Annotated in this window: 17 protein-coding genes; 9 read left to right on the top strand and 8 right to left on the bottom strand. The window is 64.8% G+C overall.

Going from position 1 to position 19023, the window contains the following annotated elements; genetic code table 11:
• Window positions 1-4: 4 nt before the first annotated feature.
• The 4 genes from AC1DOP_RS08860 to AC1DOP_RS08875 are packed head-to-tail and all read right to left on the bottom strand — an operon-like array spanning window position 5 to window position 4793.
• The gene (locus AC1DOP_RS08860; protein ID WP_477250798.1) at window positions 5-1276 is read right to left on the bottom strand and encodes a DUF445 domain-containing protein; all 1272 of its coding nucleotides are present in this window, start codon (window positions 1274-1276) and stop codon (window positions 5-7) included.
• Between the two features lie 19 nt (window positions 1277-1295).
• A complete protein-coding gene (locus AC1DOP_RS08865; protein WP_441934720.1) occupies window positions 1296-2447 on the bottom strand; it encodes a CaiB/BaiF CoA transferase family protein in 1152 nt (383 codons plus the stop codon).
• A 12-nt stretch (window positions 2448-2459) separates the two neighbouring features.
• A complete protein-coding gene (locus AC1DOP_RS08870; RefSeq protein ID WP_477250799.1) occupies window positions 2460-3602 on the bottom strand; it encodes an acyl-CoA dehydrogenase family protein in 1143 nt (380 codons plus the stop codon).
• A 9-nt stretch (window positions 3603-3611) separates the two neighbouring features.
• Window positions 3612-4793, bottom strand: coding sequence for a lipid-transfer protein (locus AC1DOP_RS08875; RefSeq protein WP_441934718.1), 1182 nt, complete (start codon window positions 4791-4793; stop codon window positions 3612-3614).
• 85 nt (window positions 4794-4878) lie between these two features.
• Here AC1DOP_RS08875 and AC1DOP_RS08880 point away from each other — a divergent pair, with 85 nt between their 5' ends.
• From AC1DOP_RS08880 to AC1DOP_RS08890, 3 genes are all read left to right on the top strand, one after another.
• Complete coding sequence (locus AC1DOP_RS08880) at window positions 4879-5514, top strand: TetR/AcrR family transcriptional regulator (RefSeq protein ID WP_441934717.1); 636 nt, start codon at window positions 4879-4881, stop codon at window positions 5512-5514.
• Between the two features lie 134 nt (window positions 5515-5648).
• A complete protein-coding gene (locus AC1DOP_RS08885; RefSeq protein ID WP_477250800.1) occupies window positions 5649-7364 on the top strand; it encodes a cation:proton antiporter domain-containing protein in 1716 nt (571 codons plus the stop codon).
• 104 nt (window positions 7365-7468) lie between these two features.
• Window positions 7469-9523, top strand: coding sequence for an FUSC family protein (locus AC1DOP_RS08890; RefSeq protein WP_477250801.1), 2055 nt, complete (start codon window positions 7469-7471; stop codon window positions 9521-9523).
• A 67-nt stretch (window positions 9524-9590) separates the two neighbouring features.
• On the opposite strand, the gene AC1DOP_RS08895 is transcribed toward AC1DOP_RS08890, so the two are convergent.
• On the bottom strand, window positions 9591-11558 hold the full coding sequence (locus AC1DOP_RS08895; protein WP_477250802.1) for an AAA family ATPase: 1968 nt from the start codon (window positions 11556-11558) through the stop codon (window positions 9591-9593).
• A gap of 517 nt (window positions 11559-12075) precedes the next feature.
• Between AC1DOP_RS08895 and AC1DOP_RS08900 the strand changes: the two genes are divergently transcribed.
• Window positions 12076-12351, top strand: a complete 276-nt coding sequence (locus tag AC1DOP_RS08900; protein ID WP_441934713.1) for a hypothetical protein — start codon at window positions 12076-12078, stop codon at window positions 12349-12351.
• A gap of 113 nt (window positions 12352-12464) precedes the next feature.
• Here the strand turns inward: AC1DOP_RS08900 and AC1DOP_RS08905 are convergent, their stop codons facing one another.
• On the bottom strand, window positions 12465-13025 hold the full coding sequence (locus AC1DOP_RS08905; protein ID WP_441934712.1) for a DUF1697 domain-containing protein: 561 nt from the start codon (window positions 13023-13025) through the stop codon (window positions 12465-12467).
• A gap of 57 nt (window positions 13026-13082) precedes the next feature.
• A complete protein-coding gene (gstA, locus tag AC1DOP_RS08910; protein ID WP_441934711.1) occupies window positions 13083-13691 on the bottom strand; it encodes a glutathione transferase GstA in 609 nt (202 codons plus the stop codon).
• A gap of 125 nt (window positions 13692-13816) precedes the next feature.
• On the opposite strand from gstA, the gene AC1DOP_RS08915 reads away from it, so the two are divergent.
• On the top strand, window positions 13817-14149 hold the full coding sequence (locus AC1DOP_RS08915) for a hypothetical protein (protein ID WP_441934710.1): 333 nt from the start codon (window positions 13817-13819) through the stop codon (window positions 14147-14149).
• The gene (locus tag AC1DOP_RS08920; RefSeq protein ID WP_441934709.1) at window positions 14146-14988 is read left to right on the top strand and encodes an HDOD domain-containing protein; all 843 of its coding nucleotides are present in this window, start codon (window positions 14146-14148) and stop codon (window positions 14986-14988) included. The genes AC1DOP_RS08915 and AC1DOP_RS08920 overlap by 4 nt, the downstream gene beginning before the upstream one ends.
• 125 nt (window positions 14989-15113) lie before the next feature.
• Here AC1DOP_RS08920 and AC1DOP_RS08925 read toward each other — a convergent pair whose 3' ends face one another.
• The gene (locus AC1DOP_RS08925; protein WP_441934708.1) at window positions 15114-15509 is read right to left on the bottom strand and encodes a hypothetical protein; all 396 of its coding nucleotides are present in this window, start codon (window positions 15507-15509) and stop codon (window positions 15114-15116) included.
• Between the two features lie 567 nt (window positions 15510-16076).
• Here AC1DOP_RS08925 and miaB point away from each other — a divergent pair.
• The 3 genes from miaB to ybeY are packed head-to-tail and all read left to right on the top strand — an operon-like array spanning window position 16077 to window position 19001.
• Entirely contained in the window at window positions 16077-17450 is a 1374-nt protein-coding gene (miaB, locus tag AC1DOP_RS08930; protein WP_477250803.1) for a tRNA (N6-isopentenyl adenosine(37)-C2)-methylthiotransferase MiaB, read from the top strand.
• The gene (locus tag AC1DOP_RS08935) at window positions 17447-18550 is read left to right on the top strand and encodes a PhoH family protein (RefSeq protein ID WP_441934706.1); all 1104 of its coding nucleotides are present in this window, start codon (window positions 17447-17449) and stop codon (window positions 18548-18550) included. Before miaB ends, AC1DOP_RS08935 begins: the two co-directional genes overlap by 4 nt.
• Window positions 18531-19001 carry an rRNA maturation RNase YbeY gene (gene ybeY, locus AC1DOP_RS08940; protein WP_477250804.1) on the top strand — a complete coding sequence of 157 codons (471 nt, stop codon included), beginning with the start codon at window positions 18531-18533 and terminating at the stop codon, window positions 18999-19001. The genes AC1DOP_RS08935 and ybeY overlap by 20 nt, the downstream gene beginning before the upstream one ends.
• Window positions 19002-19023: the final 22 nt, after the last annotated feature.

Consider the following 19023-nt stretch of genomic DNA (forward strand, 5'->3'; position numbering starts at 1 on the left):
GTACTCATCTTAGCAGCATCGGCAGCGCGGACAACAGATACAGCACCACGCCGATCAGGCCGCCGACCACCGTACCGTTGATGCGGATGTACTGCAGGTCCTTGCCGATGTTGAGCTCGACCTGCTCGGACATCTCGCGGCTGTCCCAGTTCTTGACGGTGTCGGCGATGTGGCGCGTCAGGAAGCCCGCGAACTCGGGCGCCGCGCCGCGCGCCGCCAGCTCCAGGTTCTCGTTGAGCGAGGCGCGTAGTAGCGGATCCTCGGCCAGCGTGCGCCCGACCCAGGCGCCGGTCGCTTCGAGGCGCCGGCGCAGCACCGAATCTTCTTTCTCGAGGTCGGCCTTGATCCAGGCTTTCAGGTCGCTCCACAGCGAGCCGAGATAGCCGTTCAGGGTCTCGTCGCCGATCAGGTAGCGCTTGATGTCCTCGCCCTTCTCCAGGAAGGCGGGGTCGTCCTGCAGACGAGTGATGAAGTCGGCCGTGAAGGCGTCGAAGCGCTGGCGCAGCGGGTGCTGCGGATCCTCGCTGACGCGCTTGAGGATGCCGGCGGCCAGCTTGACCGTCAGGTCCGCGCCCTTCCTGCCGATGAGTTCCGAGGGCAGCATCTTTTCCATGAAGGCGTATTCCTCGCGCAGCCAGTCGACGATGCCGTGGGCGATCACGGCCTGGGTCTCCTCGTTGGCCAGCAGTTTCGCCAGCTGGACGATGCCTTCGTCGAGCAGCTCCTGGTGGCGGCCGTCGCGGGTCACGCTCTCCAGGATGGTGCCGGCGGTCTTCGACAGGTCGACGGCCTGGATCATGCCGTGCACGGCGCGGCGCACGAAGTTCTGCACCGCGGCGTCCTCGATGAAGTCGAGCGCCCAGCCGGCCGTCCTGACCAGGTAACGTCCCAGCTGCCGGGTGTTCTCGGGGTGCGTGAGCCAGTCGGCCACCTTCTGCGCCGGGTCGTGGCGCTGGATCAGGCGCACGATGGAATCGGTGTCGAGGAATTTCTCGTGCACGAAGGCACCCAGGTTGTCGGCGATGCGGTGCTTGTTGGCGGGGATGATCTCGGTGTGGCGCGAAACGAAGGGAATCGGGATGTGCCGGAACAGCGCGGCAACCGCGAACCAGTCGGCCAGCGCGCCCACCATCGCGGCTTCGGCGAAGGCTTTCAGCAGGCCGGTCCACCAGTTCTGTGGAAGGAACAAGGACAGCACGAACAGCGCGGCCGCGCCGCCGAAGAAGGACAGCGCCAGCCGCTTCGACTGGCGAAGTTCCGCACTCTTTGTATTCATGCCTCCATGTTAGCTCAGCCTAGACGACGCCGGCGCGCAGCAGTGCCTCGACGCTGGCCGCGCTCCAGCCCCAGTCGGCCAGCACGGCGGCGCCATCCTGGCCGGGACTGGATGGCGCCGGACCGAGCTCCGCGGGGGTGCGCGAAAAGCGCGGCGCCGGCGCCGGCTGGGTCACGCCGTCGCGCTCGACGAAGGTCGCGCGCGCCGCATTGTGCGGGTGGCGCGGCGCCTCGTCCATGTCGAGCACGGGGGCGAAGCAGACGTCGGTTCCTTCCAGCAGCGCGCACCATTCGTCGCGGGTGCGGGTGGCGAACAGCGCGGCGAAACTGCGCTTCAGCCCGGGCCAGCCGGCCTGCCGCCATTGCTTGCGGAATTGCGGATCGTCGGCGCCGCTCAGCTCCAGCAGCTGGGCATAGAACTGCGGTTCGATCGCGCCGATCGAGATGAACTTTCCATCTGCGCAGGCATAGCAGTCGTAGAAGGGAGCGCCGCCGTCGAGCAGATTGGCTTCGCGTTCATCGCTCCAGGAACCGAAGGCGCGCAGGCCATACATCATGGAACCCAGCAGCGCGGCGCCGTCCGTCATGGCGGCATCGACCACCTGGCCCCGGCCCGAACTCTTCGCTTCGAAGGCCGCGCAGACCACGCCGAAGGCCAGCATCATGGCGCCGCCGCCGAAGTCGCCGACCAGGTTCAGGGGCGGAGTCGGCGGACTGTCCGCCCGTCCCATCGCATGCAGCATGCCGGACAGCGCCACATAGTTGAGGTCATGCCCGGCCGCCTGCGCCAGCGGCCCGGTCTGGCCCCAGCCGGTAACGCGGCCATACACCAGCCGCGGGTTGCGGTCCATGCAGGGATCGGGGCCGAGCCCCAGCCTCTCCATCACGCCGGGGCGGAAGCCTTCGACCAGCACGTCGGCCTTCGCCACCAGGTCGAGCAGCAGCTGGCGGGCCCGCGGGTCCTTCAGGTCCAGCGCCAGCGAGCGCCGGCCGCGCGCCATCACATCGAACTTCGTGCCCAGCATCGGATACGGGTTCGGCGCCGCCGGATCGGGCTTGCGGTCGATGCGGATCACGTCCGCGCCCATGTCGGCCAGCATCATGGCGGCGAAGGGGCATGGGCCGATGCCGACCATTTCGATTACTTTCAATCCTTTCAGGGGTCCTGGCATGTATGTCTCGCATCACAAGGAACGGGCGATGATCTCTTTCATGATCTCGTTGGCGCCGCCATAGATGCGTTGCACGCGGGCGTCGAGATACATCTGCGCGATCGGGTACTCCAGCATGTAGCCGTAGCCGCCGAACAGCTGCACACACTGGTCCACGATCTTGCACTGCAGGTCGGTGATCCAGTACTTGGCCATCGAGGCCTGCACCGTGTCCATGCGGCCGGTCATCACATCCTGGATGCAGCGGTCGACGAATACGCGCGCAACGAAGGCCTCGGTCTTCGCCTCGGCCAGCACGAAGCGGGTATTCTGCATCTCGATCAGGGCCTGGCCGAAAGCCTTGCGCTGCTTCGCATGCTCGACCGTCAGCTTGATCGCACGCTCGATCGAGGCCACCCCGCACACGCCGACGATGGTGCGCTCGTAGGGCAGCTCGGTCATCAGCTGGGCAAAGCCGTGGCCCTCCCCACCGCCCAGCACGTTCTGCAGCGGCACGTGGGCGTCGTCGAAGAACAGCTCGCAGGTGTCCTGGCCCTTCTGTCCCACCTTCTCCAGGATGCGGCCGACACGGAATCCGGGATTGTCCCTGGTCTCCAGCAGCAGCAGCGAAACGCCTTTCGCGCCGGCCGCCGGGTCGGTCTTGGCGACCACCAGGACCAGGTCGGCCATATAGCCGTTCGAAATGAAAGTCTTGGAACCGTTCAGGCGGTAGCCGTCCCCGGTACGGGTGGCCGTGGTGCGGATGCCTTTCAGGTCGGAGCCGGCGCCCGGTTCGGACATGGCGATGGCCGCGATCGTCTCGCCGCGCGCCAGCCGCGGCAGGTATTTGACTTTCTGCTCTTCCGTGCCCTGGTTCAGCAGGTAGTGCGCGACGATGGCGTGTACGTGCAGGCCGAAGGCGGTGTCGCCGGCATGGCAGAGCTCTTCGAACACCACGCACTGGTGGGCGAAGCTGCCGCCCGAGCCGCCGTATTCCTCGGGGATGTCGGCCAGCAGCAGGCCCATCTCGCCGGCCTTCCGCCAGACCTCGCGGTCGACGTGCTGCTGTTCGCGCCAGCGCTGCTGGTGCGGGACCACCTCATGATCGATAAAGCGGCGCACGGCATCGCGAAAGCCTTCGAGTTCGGCGTCCATCCAGGGAGAGACGTAGTCCATGTGCCCTCCTTACACGCGGTACATGGTGACGACGCAGGCGCCGCCCAGGCCCAGGTTGTGCTGCAGCGCGACCCTTGCGCCCTCGACCTGGCGCGCGCCCGCGCTGCCGCGCAGCTGGTGGGTAAGCTCGAAGCATTGCGCCAGGCCGGTGGCGCCCAGCGGATGGCCCTTCGACAGCAGGCCGCCGGACGGGTTGGTGACGACCTGGCCGCCGTAGGTGTTGTCGCCGTCGCGGATGAATTTGTCGGCGCCGCCTTCCGGGCACAGACCCAGGGCCTCGTACGTGATCAGTTCGTTGTGCGCGAAGCAGTCGTGCAGCTCGACCACGTCGAGGTCTTCGGGGCCGACGCCGGACTGGGCGTAGACCTTTTGCGCGGCTTCCCTGCTCATGTCGTAGCCGACCAGGCGCATCATGTCGTTCGCATCGAAGGTGCTCGGTCTGTCGGTGGTCATGGCCTGGGCGGCGATGTGGACGTCGGCGCGCAGGCCGTGCCTCTTTGCGAAGGCTTCCGAAACGAGCACCGCGGCGGCGGCGCCGCAGGTCGGCGGACAGGCCATCAGGCGGGTCATCACGCCGGGCCAGATCTCCGGCGCGTCCAGCACGTCCTGTTCCGTCACTTCCTTGCGGAACAGGGCCAGCGGGTTGTTGACGGCGTGGCGGCTGGCCTTGGCGCGGATGCGGGCGAAGGCGTTCAGGGGCGTGCCGTATTTTTCCATGTGGGCCAGGCCGGCGCCGCCGAAGTAGCGCAGCGCCAGCGGGATCTCAGGCTTGCCGACCAGGCGGTCGGTGACGGCGTCGAAGTCGTCGAAGGGCGCCGGACGGTCGGTGAACACCGAGGCCAATGCACCCGGGCTCATCTGCTCGAAGCCCAGCACCAGCACGCAATCCGCCGCGCCGCTCTGCACCGCCTGGCGCGCCAGGTACAGCGCCGTCGACCCGGTCGAGCAGTTGTTGTTGACGTTGACGATCGGGATGCCGGTCATGCCGACGCCGTACAGGGCCTTCTGGCCGCAGGTCGAATCGCCATACACATAGCCCACATAGGCCTGCTCGACGTCTTCGTAGGCGATGCCGGCATCTTCCAGCGCGGCGCGGGCCGCCAGGGCGCCCATCTCGTGATAGGGGCTGCTTCCGCCCGGCTTGGCGAAGGGGATCATGCCCACGCCGCTGACGAATACTTTCTGGCTCATCGCTGTCTCCTGGTTTTCTCGGTCACGCGACCGGTTTTGGACAATTATAGGTCAACTGTACTAGTCGATAAAGTATAATCGCGACATGGAAACGACACTCGACAGCACGCTGAAGAACAAGGTCTCGGGCACCACCGAGAAGGGCCTGGGCCGGGCGCAGGACATCCTGCAGGCGGCGCGCTCCCTGCTCGCCGCCGAAGGCTATGCCGGGCTGTCGATGCGGCGGGTGGCTGCGGAGGCCGGCATGAGCCTGTCGAACGTGCAGCACTACTACGGCAGCAAGGACCTGCTGCTGGAAGCGCTGCTGCTCACCACCATGGACCTGGTTCAGGGCAAGATGGACGCCATCGCCGCCGCCATGAGCGAGCGCTCGCAGCTGGAGCGCTTCCTGACCACGGTCGACATGTTCCTCGAAGAGATCACCGATCCCGTCACCCACGCGCTGTTCTTCGAGATCTGGGCGCTGGCCTCGCGCAACCCCTTCGCCTCGAAGCTGATGGACAAGATGCTGGGACGCGAGCGCAAGACCGTCTACAACCTGGTCCGCGGCCTGAACCCGGCCATTTCCGACGACGAGACCATGCGGCGCGCGGTGCTGATGGTGGCCCAGATCGAGGGCCTGATGCTGTTCCGCCTGGATAAGCGCCGCCGCCGCGCCCAGTTCGACGAGGTGCGGGCAGCGCTGCGCAAGGCACTTCTCACACTGGCAACCATGCCCTAACACGCCGCGATCTGCCGCGTTCGCATCGGATCGCCCCTTCATCCTCCGCTAATTTTTTTCGCCCCGCGGCCGGATGAAGGCCCATCGTCGCTTATACTGGACAGGTTTATCTTTACAAGGAGGGCCTCGTCCGCATGCACCACAACATCAGTCTGATCACCACCATTGCCGCCGCTCTCGGCTTCGGCTTGCTGTTCGGGATGCTCGCCGTCCGCATGCGGCTGCCGGCCCTGGTCGGCTATCTCGCCGCCGGCGTCCTGATCGGCCCTGCCACGCCCGGCTTCGTGGCCGACGTTGCGCTCGCCTCCCAGCTGGCCGAGATCGGCGTGATGCTGCTGATGTTCGGTGTCGGCCTCCACTTCTCGCTCGACGACCTGCTGGAAGTGAAGGGCATCGCCCTGCCCGGCGCGATCCTGCAGATCACGGTGGCCACACTGATGGGCATCGGGGTCAGCCATCTGTGGGGCTGGGGCCTGGGTGCGGGACTGGTGTTCGGCCTAGCGCTGTCGGTGGCCAGTACCGTGGTGCTGCTGCGGGCGCTCGAAGACCGCGGCCAGCTCGATTCCTTCAACGGCCGCATCGCGGTCGGCTGGCTGGTGGTCGAAGACCTGGTCACGGTGCTGGTGCTGGTGCTGCTGCCGGCGCTGGCCGGCCCGCTGGGCGGCAACGCCGGCGGCGACGGCCACGCTGCCGGCGATTCTCTGTGGCTGGCGCTCGGCAAGACCCTGCTGTCGGTGGGCGCCTTCGTCGCCTTCATGCTGCTGGTGGGCCGCAAGCTCTTCCCCTGGTTCCTGTGGCGCGTGGCCAAGACCGGCTCGCGCGAGCTGTTCACCCTGTCCGTGATCGCGGCCGCGGTCGGCATCGCCTACGGTTCGTCGGAGCTGTTCGGCGTCTCGTTCGCGCTGGGCGCCTTCTTCGCCGGCATGGTGCTGCGCGAATCGGCGCTCTCCCACCGCGCGGCCGAGGAGACCCTGCCGCTGCGCGACGCGTTCTCCGTGCTGTTCTTCGTCTCGGTCGGCATGCTGTTCGATCCGCGCGTGCTGGTCGAGCATCCGCTCGAGCTGCTGGCGGTGGTCGCCATCATCCTGTTCGGCAAATCGCTGGCCGCCTTCGTGCTGGTGCTGGCGCTGCGCTATCCGCTCAACACGGCCATCACCGTCTCGGCCAGCCTGGCCCAGATCGGCGAGTTCTCCTTCATCCTGGCGGCGCTGGGCATGTCGCTGGGCCTGCTGCCGGACCTCGGCCAGAACCTGATCCTGGCCGGCGCCATCATCTCGATCGCGGTGAACCCGTTGATGTTCAAGGCGATCAACCCGCTGCAGGACTGGCTGCGTTCGAAATCGGATCTCGCGCGCCGGCTGGAGCGCTCGGCCGACCCGCTGGCCGAACTGCCGGTGACGGTCACCCACGAACACCTGACCGGCCAGGTGGTGCTGGTCGGCTATGGCCGCGTGGGCCGGCGCATCGCCCAGGAACTGAGCAGGCAGGGCATCCATTACGTGGTGGCGGAACAGAACCGCGAAGTGGTCGAAGAGCTGCGCCGCAAGGACCAGCCGGCGGTGGCCGGCAACGCGGCCGACCCGGCGGTGCTGATCCAGGCCCACATCGCCCGCGCGTCGATGCTGGTGATCGCGACGCCGGATACCTTCCACGTGCGCGCCATGGTCGAGATAGCGAAGGCCCTGAACCCGGGCATCCGCTGCGTGGTGCGCAGCCACAACGAAGAGGAAGCGCGCCTGCTGCGCGAAGACACCGGCGGCACCGTCTTCATCGGCGAGCACGAACTGGCGGCCAGCATGTCGCGCCACGTGCTGCAGGGCCTGGCCGAAGCGCCGGTCGCGGCGCACTGAGGCATCGCCGCGGCGCACGCTTGTCCAGGCGGCAAGCGTGCGTGCCGGGCTCTTGTCATCTTGTACAGTAACTGCTCGGCCACTGCCGGACTTCGACTATCGAGATGCATCGCGCCCACCATCTGTTCGCTTATTTACTCGATCTCTTCCTCGCTTCCGATCCAGCCCTGGAGCGGCTGCGCAGCGGACTGCGCGCCCTGCTCACCGCCGCCATCCTCGCAGCCCTGTTCCTCCTCGTTCCGCGCCTGCTCGGCCTGAAATACGAGCTGACCCTGGCCGGCATCCTGGTGGCGGTGATCGCCGCGGTCGCCCTGCAGGACCCCGGAAGGAAGCAGCAACAGCGGACGATGGCCTGGGTGCCCTTCCTCGCCAGCGCCATCCTCGTCCTCGGCAGCCTGGTGGGCGACCATCCCTGGCTGAGCGGCGGCTGCTTCCTCATCATCATCTTCGCCGCCTTCCAGGCGCGCCGCTTCGGGCCGCGCGGCAGCGGCCTCGGCGCCCTCGCCTACCAGTCCTATTTCTACGCCCTGCTATTGAAGACGCCGCCGGACAAGGCGCAGTGGCTGCCCCTGTTCGTCCTGGTTGGCTGCGCCGTCGCCTATGCGATCCGCTTCTGGCTGGTACCCGAGCATCCGGGCCGCATGCTTCACAGCGAGCTGCGGGCCTGGCGCGCCCGCATCAGGGCCCTGCTGCACGACCTGGCAGGCCAGCTGGAGCAGGGAAAGGAAGCTGGCTGCAAGCGGATCGAAGCCCAGCTCGAGCGCCTGAACGCGCAGTCGCTGGGCCTGGAAACGCGGCTCGCCGATTTCGCCTGCGACGCCGGCCGCGACGGCGGCCCGGCCGACCGGCTGCGCGGACAGGTGCTGCGCGGCGAACTGGCCGTGGAAGCCCTGGCGGCGGTCGTGCGGGCGGCCGCCAGGGCCGGCGCCGGCGAGCGGCAAGTGCTGGCGAACCGTCTGCGGACGCTGGAGCGCAGCCCCGGCGGCGACGCCGCTGCCGCTGCCGACGATAGCGAAGAAGCCGGCGCGGCCTTGCCGGCTGCGCTGCGCTGGCGGCTGGAGCAGGCGCTGCGCGTGCTGGCCTGCCTGCCCTCGCCGCGCGAGGCCTTGCCGCCGATGCGCGACGAGCGCAAGCCGCCGCCCGCCGAAGGCGCCGACAAGAAAGCGGACGACAAGGACGAGAAGCGTTCCTGGTTCGACCACACCACCCGGCGCGCGCTGCAGGCTTGCGCGGCCGCCCTCGGCGCCATCGTGGCCGGACGCGCCCTGTCGCCCTCGCACTGGTATTGGGCGGTGTTCGCCGCCTTCGTCGTCTTCACGCGCACCGTCACCATCGGGCAGACGCTGTCCGGCGCGTGGCGCCAGGTGCTGGCCACAGTGGTGGGCGTCTGCGTGGGGATCGCCGCCGCGGAGCTCGTGCATGGCAACCGCACGGTCGAACTGGTTCTGCTGTTCGCTTTCGTGGGGAGCGGCTTCTATGCTTTCCGCGGCCTGCAGAACGTGTATGTGGTGCTGCTGAGCGCGATGCTGGCGATGCTGTACGAATTGATGGGAATGAACAGCCCGGGCCTGCTGATACTCAGGCTCGAGGAAACCCTGATCGGCGCGGCAGCCGCCGTCCTCAGCGCCAGCCTGGTGCTGCCGGTCCACACCCGCGACGAATCGCGCGGCAAGAGCGCCGAGCTGCTGCGCGCCGCCGGCCGCCTGCTGCGGGCGGCATGGGCGGATCCGGATTCGCCGCCGCGGCACGAGGAGATCCGTGAACTGGACCGCAAGCTCCAGGCGCTGCGCCAGACGCTCGGCCCGGTCACCGGCGCCGAGTATCCGGGATCGAAAAAGCATCGCCGGCAGCATCTGCGGCGGCTGTCGCGCATCGCCTATTGCGTGCGTCACTGCTGCGACCTGGTCGTGAATTTCGCGCCGCAGCTGACGCGGTTGCCGGCATTGCACGCGGCTGCCCGTGCCCTGGCGCCCAGGCTGGAACAGGCGGCCGCGCTGTTCGAAGAGCCGGAGCGGCGCGATCCGCCCGATGCCGAAGAAGCGATCCGCCCCCAGGCCGGCGATGCCATCCCCTCCCAACTTGCCGCGCGCTGGCTGACGGACATCGACGACACCCTGCGCGCACTGCGGGCCGAGACCGCGAGGCCGGACAAACCATAAAAAAGGCGGACATCGCTGTCCGCCTTTCGAACCGGGCCAGGCCCGGGGTCCATCAGCTATCGTTTGCTCAGGCCACCGCTTCGCCGGTTTCCGCGCACAGCTTCAGGCTGGCGTGGCGCTGGGCCTTCAGGCCGGCCATCAGGGCATCCTTGTGCTCTTCCAGCAGGGCAAACACGGCGTCCTTGGACAGCACGTACTGTTCGAGCAGGGTGTCCTTGATGGCGGCGATCACCTTCTCGTAGTCGCGGATCGCGTCCAGCGTGTAGCTGTACAGCTCATCGGATTTCTCCTCGACCTGGCGCAGGGTATGCTCGCCGGAAGCGTCGTTGGCAAGCTGGCTGTAGTCGATCTTGGCGCGCGAGTACATCGACAGGCGGCCGACCATCAGGTTCAGCATCTTGGTGATCTTCTCGATGTCGTTCTGGCTGCCGACCGAGATGCCGCGGGCGCCGTAGAACAGCTCTTCCGCCGCCACGCCGCCGTACAGGCCGATCACGTCGCGCTCCAGCTCTTCCAGGGTGCGCAGCGACATGTCGTCGCCCGACTGCAGCACGTAACCCAGGGCGCCGATCTTCGACACGGCTTCGGTGCTGATCTTCAGCAGGTGCGATTTCTCCTTCACTTCGTCCAGGCTCATGCCGGCGCGCAGGAAGGGGTCGATCTGCATGAAGAAGTGGCCCAGCTCGTGCACGGCGATGCGCTCGCGCTGCTTGTGCTTCTCGGCGGTGGTGGCGCGGTCGGTCAGGCCGATGGTGGCGCGCTCATAGGCACGGAACAGCAGGTCGGTGTTGATGATGACCTTTTCCTGGATCGACAGCATCGATGCGCGCTCGACCACGGATTCCAGCAGCGCCGGGCTCAGGTTCTGGGTGATCTCGGCCACCTGGTCGAGATCGAGGTCGTTGTAATCGACCAGGCCTTCTTTTTTACGCGACAGGAAGCTGCGCAGCAGTTCCCTGCGCTCGGCCTTGTTCGGCAGGCGGAAGTTGATCTTCACCGAGAAGCGGCGCAGCATCGCTTCGTCCATCTCGGTCGAGGCATCGTCGAAGTTCGAGGCGACCACCCAGATCACGCCCTGGCCCTTGTCGCTCTTGACGCCGTCCAGCAGGCCCAGCAGGGTATTGGCGGTATCGTCTTCCCATTTCTTTTCGCTGCGGCCGCGCGGCATGAACAGGCTCTGCGCTTCATCCAGGAAGATGATGCAGCGGCCCTTGCTCGAGGCCTTGCGGTAGAGGGCGTTCAGCGCCTTCGAACCGCCGCCGACGTAACCCGATTCCAGCGCCGAACCCGAGGCCTGGATCAGCGGGATGTCCAGGCGCTTGGCCAGGTAGCCGACCAGCTTGGTCTTGCCGGTACCGGCAGGACCGGTCAGCATCACATTGAAGGGCTTGTCGATGTTGTGCTCTTTGTACAACTCGCGGTTGCGGATCATGTCTTCCAGGTGCAGCACTTCCTGCTTGATGTCTTCCATGCCGATCAGGTCGTCCATCGAGCCTTTCAGCTTGTCCGGCGAGATCATCTGGGCGCCGCCGTTCATGCCCGGGATGCCGAACTTCAGGGCGTACAGGATCAGCACCAGCACGGTCAGGTCGAGCGCATGGCGTTTCATGAAGGAGACGACGTCGGAAACGAAGCCCTCGTTTTCGTCCTGCAGCACGGCTTTGTGGGAAGCCAGGTAATCGTCCTTGGCGATCGAATACGGGATCGCGTTCTTCAGCAGGACTTCGCGCTCGAGCGACAGGTGGGAGGTGCTCGGCACCTTCACCACGTGCAGCTGCGGCGCGCCCTTGAACTTGTAGATATAACGCGGTGCGTCGGACAGGGGGCGGGCCACCAACAGGTAGTCGAGCTTGTCCTTCTGTGCGGCCAGTTCGGTGATCTCGGAGATATTCTGCGAGTGGACGACCGGCGACGGATCCTGCGGAACGTCGGCCTTGTAAACGAACCAGCCCACCAGCATACCCAACAGCACGGCAGTCAGAATACGGACATAAACATTCTTAAAGGCAATTTGGAGTCGAGCAAAATTGGGCATATATCAGTACTCTTTAATCTGAAGGTGCTTCACGACATTGATATTGCGTGCCTTCCGAAGTGCCGAGTGGACGCGAAAGGCGGCGGTGCATGGGACCGCTATGGGATGCAAACGTATGCGTCTGCTATTGTTTTGATGCCCGAAGGCAATGGGGATATGGAGACTATACCCCCAAAGAAAAGACAGGTGTATACCGTGCGATGAAAAAACTTTGGGACACAACACAACTGATCAAATTGATATCGATTTTCTTTGTGATTTCAATAAGTTAGCTAAGCAAATCGCAAAGATTCGATGATTATTTGCATGTTAAATAAGTAATTGATGGATAACTGATTCTATTTCAATAATTAAAAAATATTTAATTTTTAATTGCAGAGTAATTGCAGCTTACGTATTTAGTCATTGCTGAGTAACAGGTAACAAGACGTAACGAGCGCTTTTCCACCTGTGTTTTTGTTATGCTGAATAGGTACCCGGATGCGCTCTCCGAGGTGGACATTTGGAAGGAATGACCGTGAAACGAATCTTTCTTGCCGCAGCAATCAGTTCAGCCCTCAGCCTGCTCTTCGCCGGCGCCGCCCAGGCGGCCGCCATCGACCTCGACTCCCACGCCATCCGCTCCAATCGCATTGCCGATGTCTCGGCGGTCGCGCGTACCGAAGTGGTGTCACCGCCCTCGCCTTCCATGTCCGAACTGCCCGAACCCGAAGTGTTTGCGATGATGCTGGTGGGACTGATCCTGATCGGCTACCGCGCGAGCCGCGACAGCAGCGAGAAGTTCAAGAAATAAGTCAAGAAACACGCCTGGCCGGAAGGCCGGGAGAAGAAACGGCGCCTGCGGGGCGCCGTTGTCGTTTGGGCGGGTGCGCGCCCATGTTTTACATATGGGGACGGGATCGGAAATTACAAGGGTCCGGCGCACAGGGCGTGCAGCTTGAGCAGCGTCGCCCAGTTGCGCGACGTGGTCGCATCGCCCAGCTGTTTGCCGAGCGCAGCCGCGGCGGCGCTGGCGAGGATGCCTTCCGGGCACCATACATAGGCGGCACGCTCGCCCAGCGCGACGGCGCCGGGTTGCCAGTCGCGGCCGCACAGGGCTTCGAGCGCCTCGCGTGCCTGCGGTGTGGCATGCGGGCTGGACAGGACGAAGGCGAGCAGGCGCGAGTGGTCGCCAGCCTGGTCGAGCAAGGGGTTGCCGGCGACGATGGCCGCCAGCTCGTCGGCGTCGAGCACCAGCACGCGGGCGGCCACGCCCAGTTTCAACACCAGGGCCTCCTCGATCTCGCTGGCGACCTGGTCCTGCGGCTTGGCCGGGCCGCTGAAGACCAGGTTGCCGCTGTTGAGGACGCTGCGCACCTCGTCGTAACCCAGGTCGCCGGCCAGCTTGCGCAGGTCGGCCATGGCGACGCGTTTCGCGCGTCCGACATTCACACCCCTCAGCAGGGCAACGTAGCGTTTGCTTTTCATGGCGCGCATGGTACCGTGGCCGCGCCGTCGACGGCGCAGCGCACGGTCCTTATCGGATTACTTGAGCAGGCCTTCGTCGCGCAGCGCCTGCTGCACCGCCGGACGCGCGGCCACGCGCTGCGTATAGGCGGCAAACACCGGCCACGGCGACAGGTCGAAGTGCACGAAGCCGGCCCAGCCCAGCACCGTGAACAGGTAGGCGTCGGCCACCGTGAACTGCGAACCCATCAGGTAGTCGCGGCCTTCCAGCTGGCTGGCCAGCCAGCCGAAGCGGTTGCCGAGGTGGGTGCGCGCCGCTTCCTTCATGTCCTCGGTCGAGGTCGGGCGGAACAGCGGGCTGAAGCTCTTGTGCAGCTCGGTCGAGATGAAGTTCAGCCATTCGACCAGGCGGTAGCGCTCCAGGGTGCCGTTGGCGGGCGCCAGCTGGCGGTCCGGGACCAGGTCGGCGATGAACTGGACGATGGCCGGGCCTTCGGTCAGCACGGCGCCATCCTTCAGCTCCAGGGCGGGCACATAGCCCTTCGGATTGATTGCCAGGAAGTCGGCGCCGCTGGCGGTCTGCCTGGCGCGGATGTCGACTTTCTCGGTCGTGAAGTCCAGGCCTGCCTCGAGCAGTGCGATGTGGGGAGCGAGCGAACAGGCGCCGGGGCTGAAATACAGTTTCATGGTTGTCCTATCAAATACAAACCGGTCGAGAATACAACAGTTTGCGGTATCTTGCCGGCTGGCACGGGACCTTGATCCGTGCCGGATGGTAATATAAATACGTTAACAAAAAGCAAGAGGGAAGAATGAACGGGGCTTACCAGCTGACACCTCTCGCAGAGGCCACGCCGGGCATGGTCCTGGGCGAGGTGCTGCGCGACGGAAATGGGAATGTGCTGCTGGCGCAGGGCGTGGTGCTGACCGAGGGCATGCTGGCTTCGCTGGCGCGCCACGGGATCGAACTGCTGCCCATCCTCGGCGCCGCGCGCGCCGAAGCGCCTGTCGACCCGGCCCTGGTCCGGGAAAGGCTGGACCGGGTGTTCCGCAAGCACGAGCGCGGCAACCATGGCGACTGGGCAACCGGCATCCTGCGCCAGTACATCGAGGATTTCCGCCTGGGCCGCGAGGTGGGGCAATGAGCATGCTGTCTCCGGAACAATTGGCCCTGAGCGTACAGGATCTGCCCTCCCTGCCCGCGGTCGTCATGGAACTGCTGGGCAGCATCGAACAGGAAAACATCGATATCTCGGTGCTGGCAAAAAAAGTGTCCTATGACCAGGCACTGACGGCCAAGACCCTGCGCCTGGCAAACTCCTCCTCCTATGGCTTGCAAGTCAAGGTGGCGACGATCCAGCAGGCGATCACCTTCCTGGGCTTCCAGACCACGCGCAACCTGATCACGGCGGCGGCCGTCACCGGCTGCTTCCCGAATGGCAAGTGCCCCGGCTTCAACGACAAAGCCTTCTGGCGCCATTCGATCGCCACCGCCGTCTGCGCACGTTCGCTGGCGCGGCGCCTGCGCTTCAACCAGGATGTCGCCTTCACGGCGGGATTGCTGCACGACATAGGGCGCCTGGTACTGGTGACCGGCCATCCCCAGGCTTATGGCGAGGTACTGGCCTGGCGCCGCAGGCATGACGGCGAATGGCTGGAGGCGGAGCGCGCCGTACTGGGCATCGACCATGTGGACGCCGGCGTGGCCCTGGCGGAGCACTGGAATTTTTCGGACACGATGCGCCAGGCGATCGCGTTTCACCACGCGCCCGAGACCCCGGGCGCGGGATTTCTTGCCGCCATCGTTCACGTCGCCAACGCGGTCGTCCATGCGCTCGACCTGGCGGGCGAGGAGAATGAACTGGTACCGGCGCTGTCCAGCATCGCCTGGGATGCAATGGGCTTGAACGAAGACGCTTATCTGGACCTGTTCCGCGAGACGGAACAGCAGCTGGAAGAAATGTCGGCCATCCTGATGGCGTGAGGGTTTTCACCCTCCAGGCTCAGGACGGCCTGTAAGTGACGGCAGCGGACGCGTTCCTGACGGACGCGAGCCCGCTGCCGGGTCGAGCCGAAGTCATGACGGGACCGGCCGTCATGCCCGCGGCATCAGTGCGCATAATTACCGGACTTGGAAGCGTCGCTCTGCTCTTGCGGCTGGGCTTGTTGCTGTTGTGCAGCAGCTTGCTGTGCAGCAGCTTCTTTGGCGGCTTTTTCTTCAGGCTTCGGGCGGCCTTGGGCGTCCGACAGGCGATATTTGGTGCGGCGGTCGCCCATCAGGTCGCGCAGGTCGCGGATGCTCATGCCGGTCACTTCGTGCATACGGATCAGCAGCGACGCGCCGACCGGCAGGCGATGGTGACGGATCTTGCTGATCACCGGCGGAGCGACTTCCAGCATGCGCGACAGCGCGGCGTCGTTCTTCAGCTGCATCTTGCCGAGCAGGATGTCCAGCAAGTGGTTCGGGTTGTAGCTTTCCTGTGAAGACAGAGCGTGATGTGCCATGATTACCTCGTGAGTGGTTAAAATAGTTCTCTTACGAACTTTGTTAAAGACTTCGTTTCGTCAACATAAGTTCCCGGACACGTTACCGAACGATCAATCGACTGCGCGTCGACAACGTCACCGGACCCCGTGCGCTCCCTAACTCGCTTCCGTTACGCACTTGTATTTCGAACAAATTATCAAACTCATACGTCGCGTTCACACTCGACCTGAGCACTGAAATCATTGGCCGAAATCAAGCTATCGTCGGGAAAGCTTGTCATACAGTCATTTCAGCACATGGTGACAGATTGTGGCGCACGCAAGAGTTTTCTTGAACTAATTTTGCAATTTCCAGAACACAGGAACTATTTGATTTACAAGAAGAAATAAAAAAATCGTTCCGACAATCACAAACATAACAGTTAGCAACCAGAAATCAAGATTTAACAATGTAACTGACTGTATCAAAAATTTTATTTTGGAAATTAACCGTTCCCGGCAGTACCGAAACCAGGCGCACACGCCCTTTTCCGGGCATGTTTCCGATTTGCGGTAAACTGGAATTCACTTGTCAAAGCATCAGCCATGCAGAAAAAAGTATTCATCAAGACCTTTGGTTGCCAAATGAACGAGTACGACTCGGACAAGATGGCTGACGTGCTCGGCGCGTCCGAAGGACTCGTACGCACCGACAGCCCCGAGGATGCCGACGTCATCCTTTTCAACACCTGCTCGGTCCGCGAAAAGGCACAGGAAAAGGTCTTTTCCGATCTCGGCCGCCTGAAGGAGCTCAAGCGTGGCAAGCCGGACCTCGTGATCGGCGTCGGCGGCTGCGTCGCCTCCCAGGAAGGCGAGGCGATCGTCAAGCGCGCGCCCCACGTCGACGTGGTGTTCGGCCCGCAGACCCTGCACCGCCTGCCGCAAATGATCCAGGCGCGGCGCGCCAGCGGCGCGGCCCAGGTCGACATCAGCTTCCCGGAAATCGAAAAGTTCGACCACCTGCCCCCGGCCAAGGTCGAGGGCCCGGTCGCCTATGTCTCGATCATGGAAGGCTGCAGCAAGTACTGCAGCTACTGCGTGGTGCCCTACACCCGCGGCGAGGAAGTCTCGCGCCGCTTCGAGGACGTGCTGACCGAAGTCGCCGGCCTCGCCGCCCAGGGCGTGAAGGAGATCATGCTGCTGGGCCAGAACGTGAACGCCTACCGCGGCCTGATGGAGGGTGGCGAGGGCGCGGCGCAGTTTGCCGATTTTGCCCTGTTGCTCGAATACGTGGCGGCGATCCCCGGCGTCGAGCGCCTGCGCTTCGTCACCAGCCACCCGAAGGAATTCACCCAGCGCCTGATCGACGCCTATGCCAAGATCCCGCAGCTGGTGAACCACCTGTATCTGCCGGTGCAGCACGGTTCCGACCGCATCCTGCAGGCCATGAAGCGCGGCTACACCGGCCTCGAATACAAATCCATCATCCGCCGCATCAAGGCGGTGCGCCCGAACATCTCGATCTCCTCGGACTTCATCGTCGGCTTCCCCGGCGAGAGCGATGCCGACTTCGAAGCGATGATGAAGCTGGTGGAAGACGTCGGCTTCGACAACAGCTTCAGCTTCATCTTCAGCAAGCGCCCCGGCACCCCGGCCGCCAACCTCGAAGACGATACCCCGCACGAGGTCAAGCTGGCGCGCCTGCAGCGCCTGCAGGCCCGGATCGACCTGAACACCCGCAAGACCAGCGCGAGCATGGTCGGCACCGTGCAGCGCATCCTGGTCGAAGGTCCGGCCAAGAAGGGCCAGGGAGAACTGGCCGGCCGCACCGAGAACAACCGCGTCGTCAACTTCGCCCCCGGCGAGCCTGGTGAAACGCTGGTCGGCCAGCTGGTCGACGTGCGCATCACCGAAAGCCTGGATTACACCCTGCGCGGCGACCTGGTCGCCAGCCTTGACTCGATTGCCAAAGCCAGTTGAAAACGCCTACCCAGCCTTCGTATTTCTTCCCCGAGCCGCTCGATAACACGCGGCTCGCCCACCTCTGCGGCCCGCTCGACGAAAACCTGCGCCAGATCTCGGCCGCCCTCGACGTCACGATCTTCCGCCGCGGCGAGAAGTTCATCGTCAGCGGCACCAATGCCGAACGCGCGGTCGAGCTGCTCGAACGCTTCTACGCGGTGGCCAACAAGGTCGTGCCGATCGAAGAGGTGCAGCTGGCCCTGGTGGAGCAGCGCGCCGGCCTGAAGCCGGCCGCCGCCGATGCCCCCGCCGCGTCCGAAGCGAAAAAAGAGCCGGGCGAAACGGTCAGCGCGGAAGCGGAAAACCTCGAACGCGACGAAGCCGGCGAGCTCGTCAGCCCGATGCTGAAGACCCGCCGCAGCGACCTGCGCGGCCGCACGCCGCACCAGATCCAGTACCTGAAGGCGGTGCTCGAGCACGACATCAGCTTCGGCATCGGTCCGGCCGGCACCGGCAAGACCTATCTCGCGGTCGCCTGCGCCGTCGATGCGCTGGAGCGCGACGCCGTCAAGCGCATCATCCTGACCCGCCCGGCCGTCGAAGCCGGCGAGCGCCTCGGCTTCCTGCCGGGCGACTTCGCCCAGAAGGTCGATCCCTACCTGCGTCCGCTGTACGACGCGCTGTACGACCTGCTCGGTTTCGACCGCACCCAGAAGCTGTTCGAGAAGCAGGTGATCGAGATCGCCCCGCTGGCCTTCATGCGCGGCCGCACCCTGAACCACGCGTTCGTGATCCTGGACGAAGCCCAGAACACGACGGTTGAGCAGATGAAGATGTTCCTGACCCGGATCGGCTTCGGCAGCAAGGCCGTGGTCACCGGCGACGTGACCCAGGTCGACCTGCACAAGACCCAGCGCAGCGGCCTGGTCGACGCGGTGCACGTACTGAAGGACGTGCGCGGCATCGCCTTCACCCAGTTCTCCAGTGCCGACGTGGTGCGCCATCCGCTGGTCGGACGCATCGTCGATGCCTATGAAAAATCCGCGTCGATGCAGGAGCTTGGCGCCCTGCCCGGCGTGGCCAAACCCGTGACCCGAAATGCAAGAAAAAAAGCATAAACTCGAACTCGACGTCCAGTACGCCGACACCCGCCTGGAAGCCTCGATCACGCCCGCGATGATCGAACGCTGGGTCCAGGCCTCCCTGCTCGGCCCGGCCGAACTGGCGATCCGCTTCGTCGACGCCGCCGAAGGCCAGCAGCTCAACCGCGACTACCGCGGCAAGGACTACGCCACCAACGTGCTGACCTTCGCCTACAACGAAGGCGCCGAGATCGACGACGACGAGCCTACCCAGGCCGACATCGTCCTCTGCACCGACGTGCTGGAGCGCGAGGCCGAGGAGCAGAAGAAAACGGTCGAGGAACACGTGGCCCACCTGGTGGTACACGGCGTGCTGCACGCGCAGGGCTTCGACCACGAGAACGACGAAGAGGCCGAGGAGATGGAGCAGCTGGAGCGCGACATCATGGAGGCGCTCGCGTATCCGGATCCGTACGCGGAGGATTAATCATTAACCCGTCGTTCCCGCG

This window comes from Massilia sp. 01N410 (assembly GCF_056399665.1).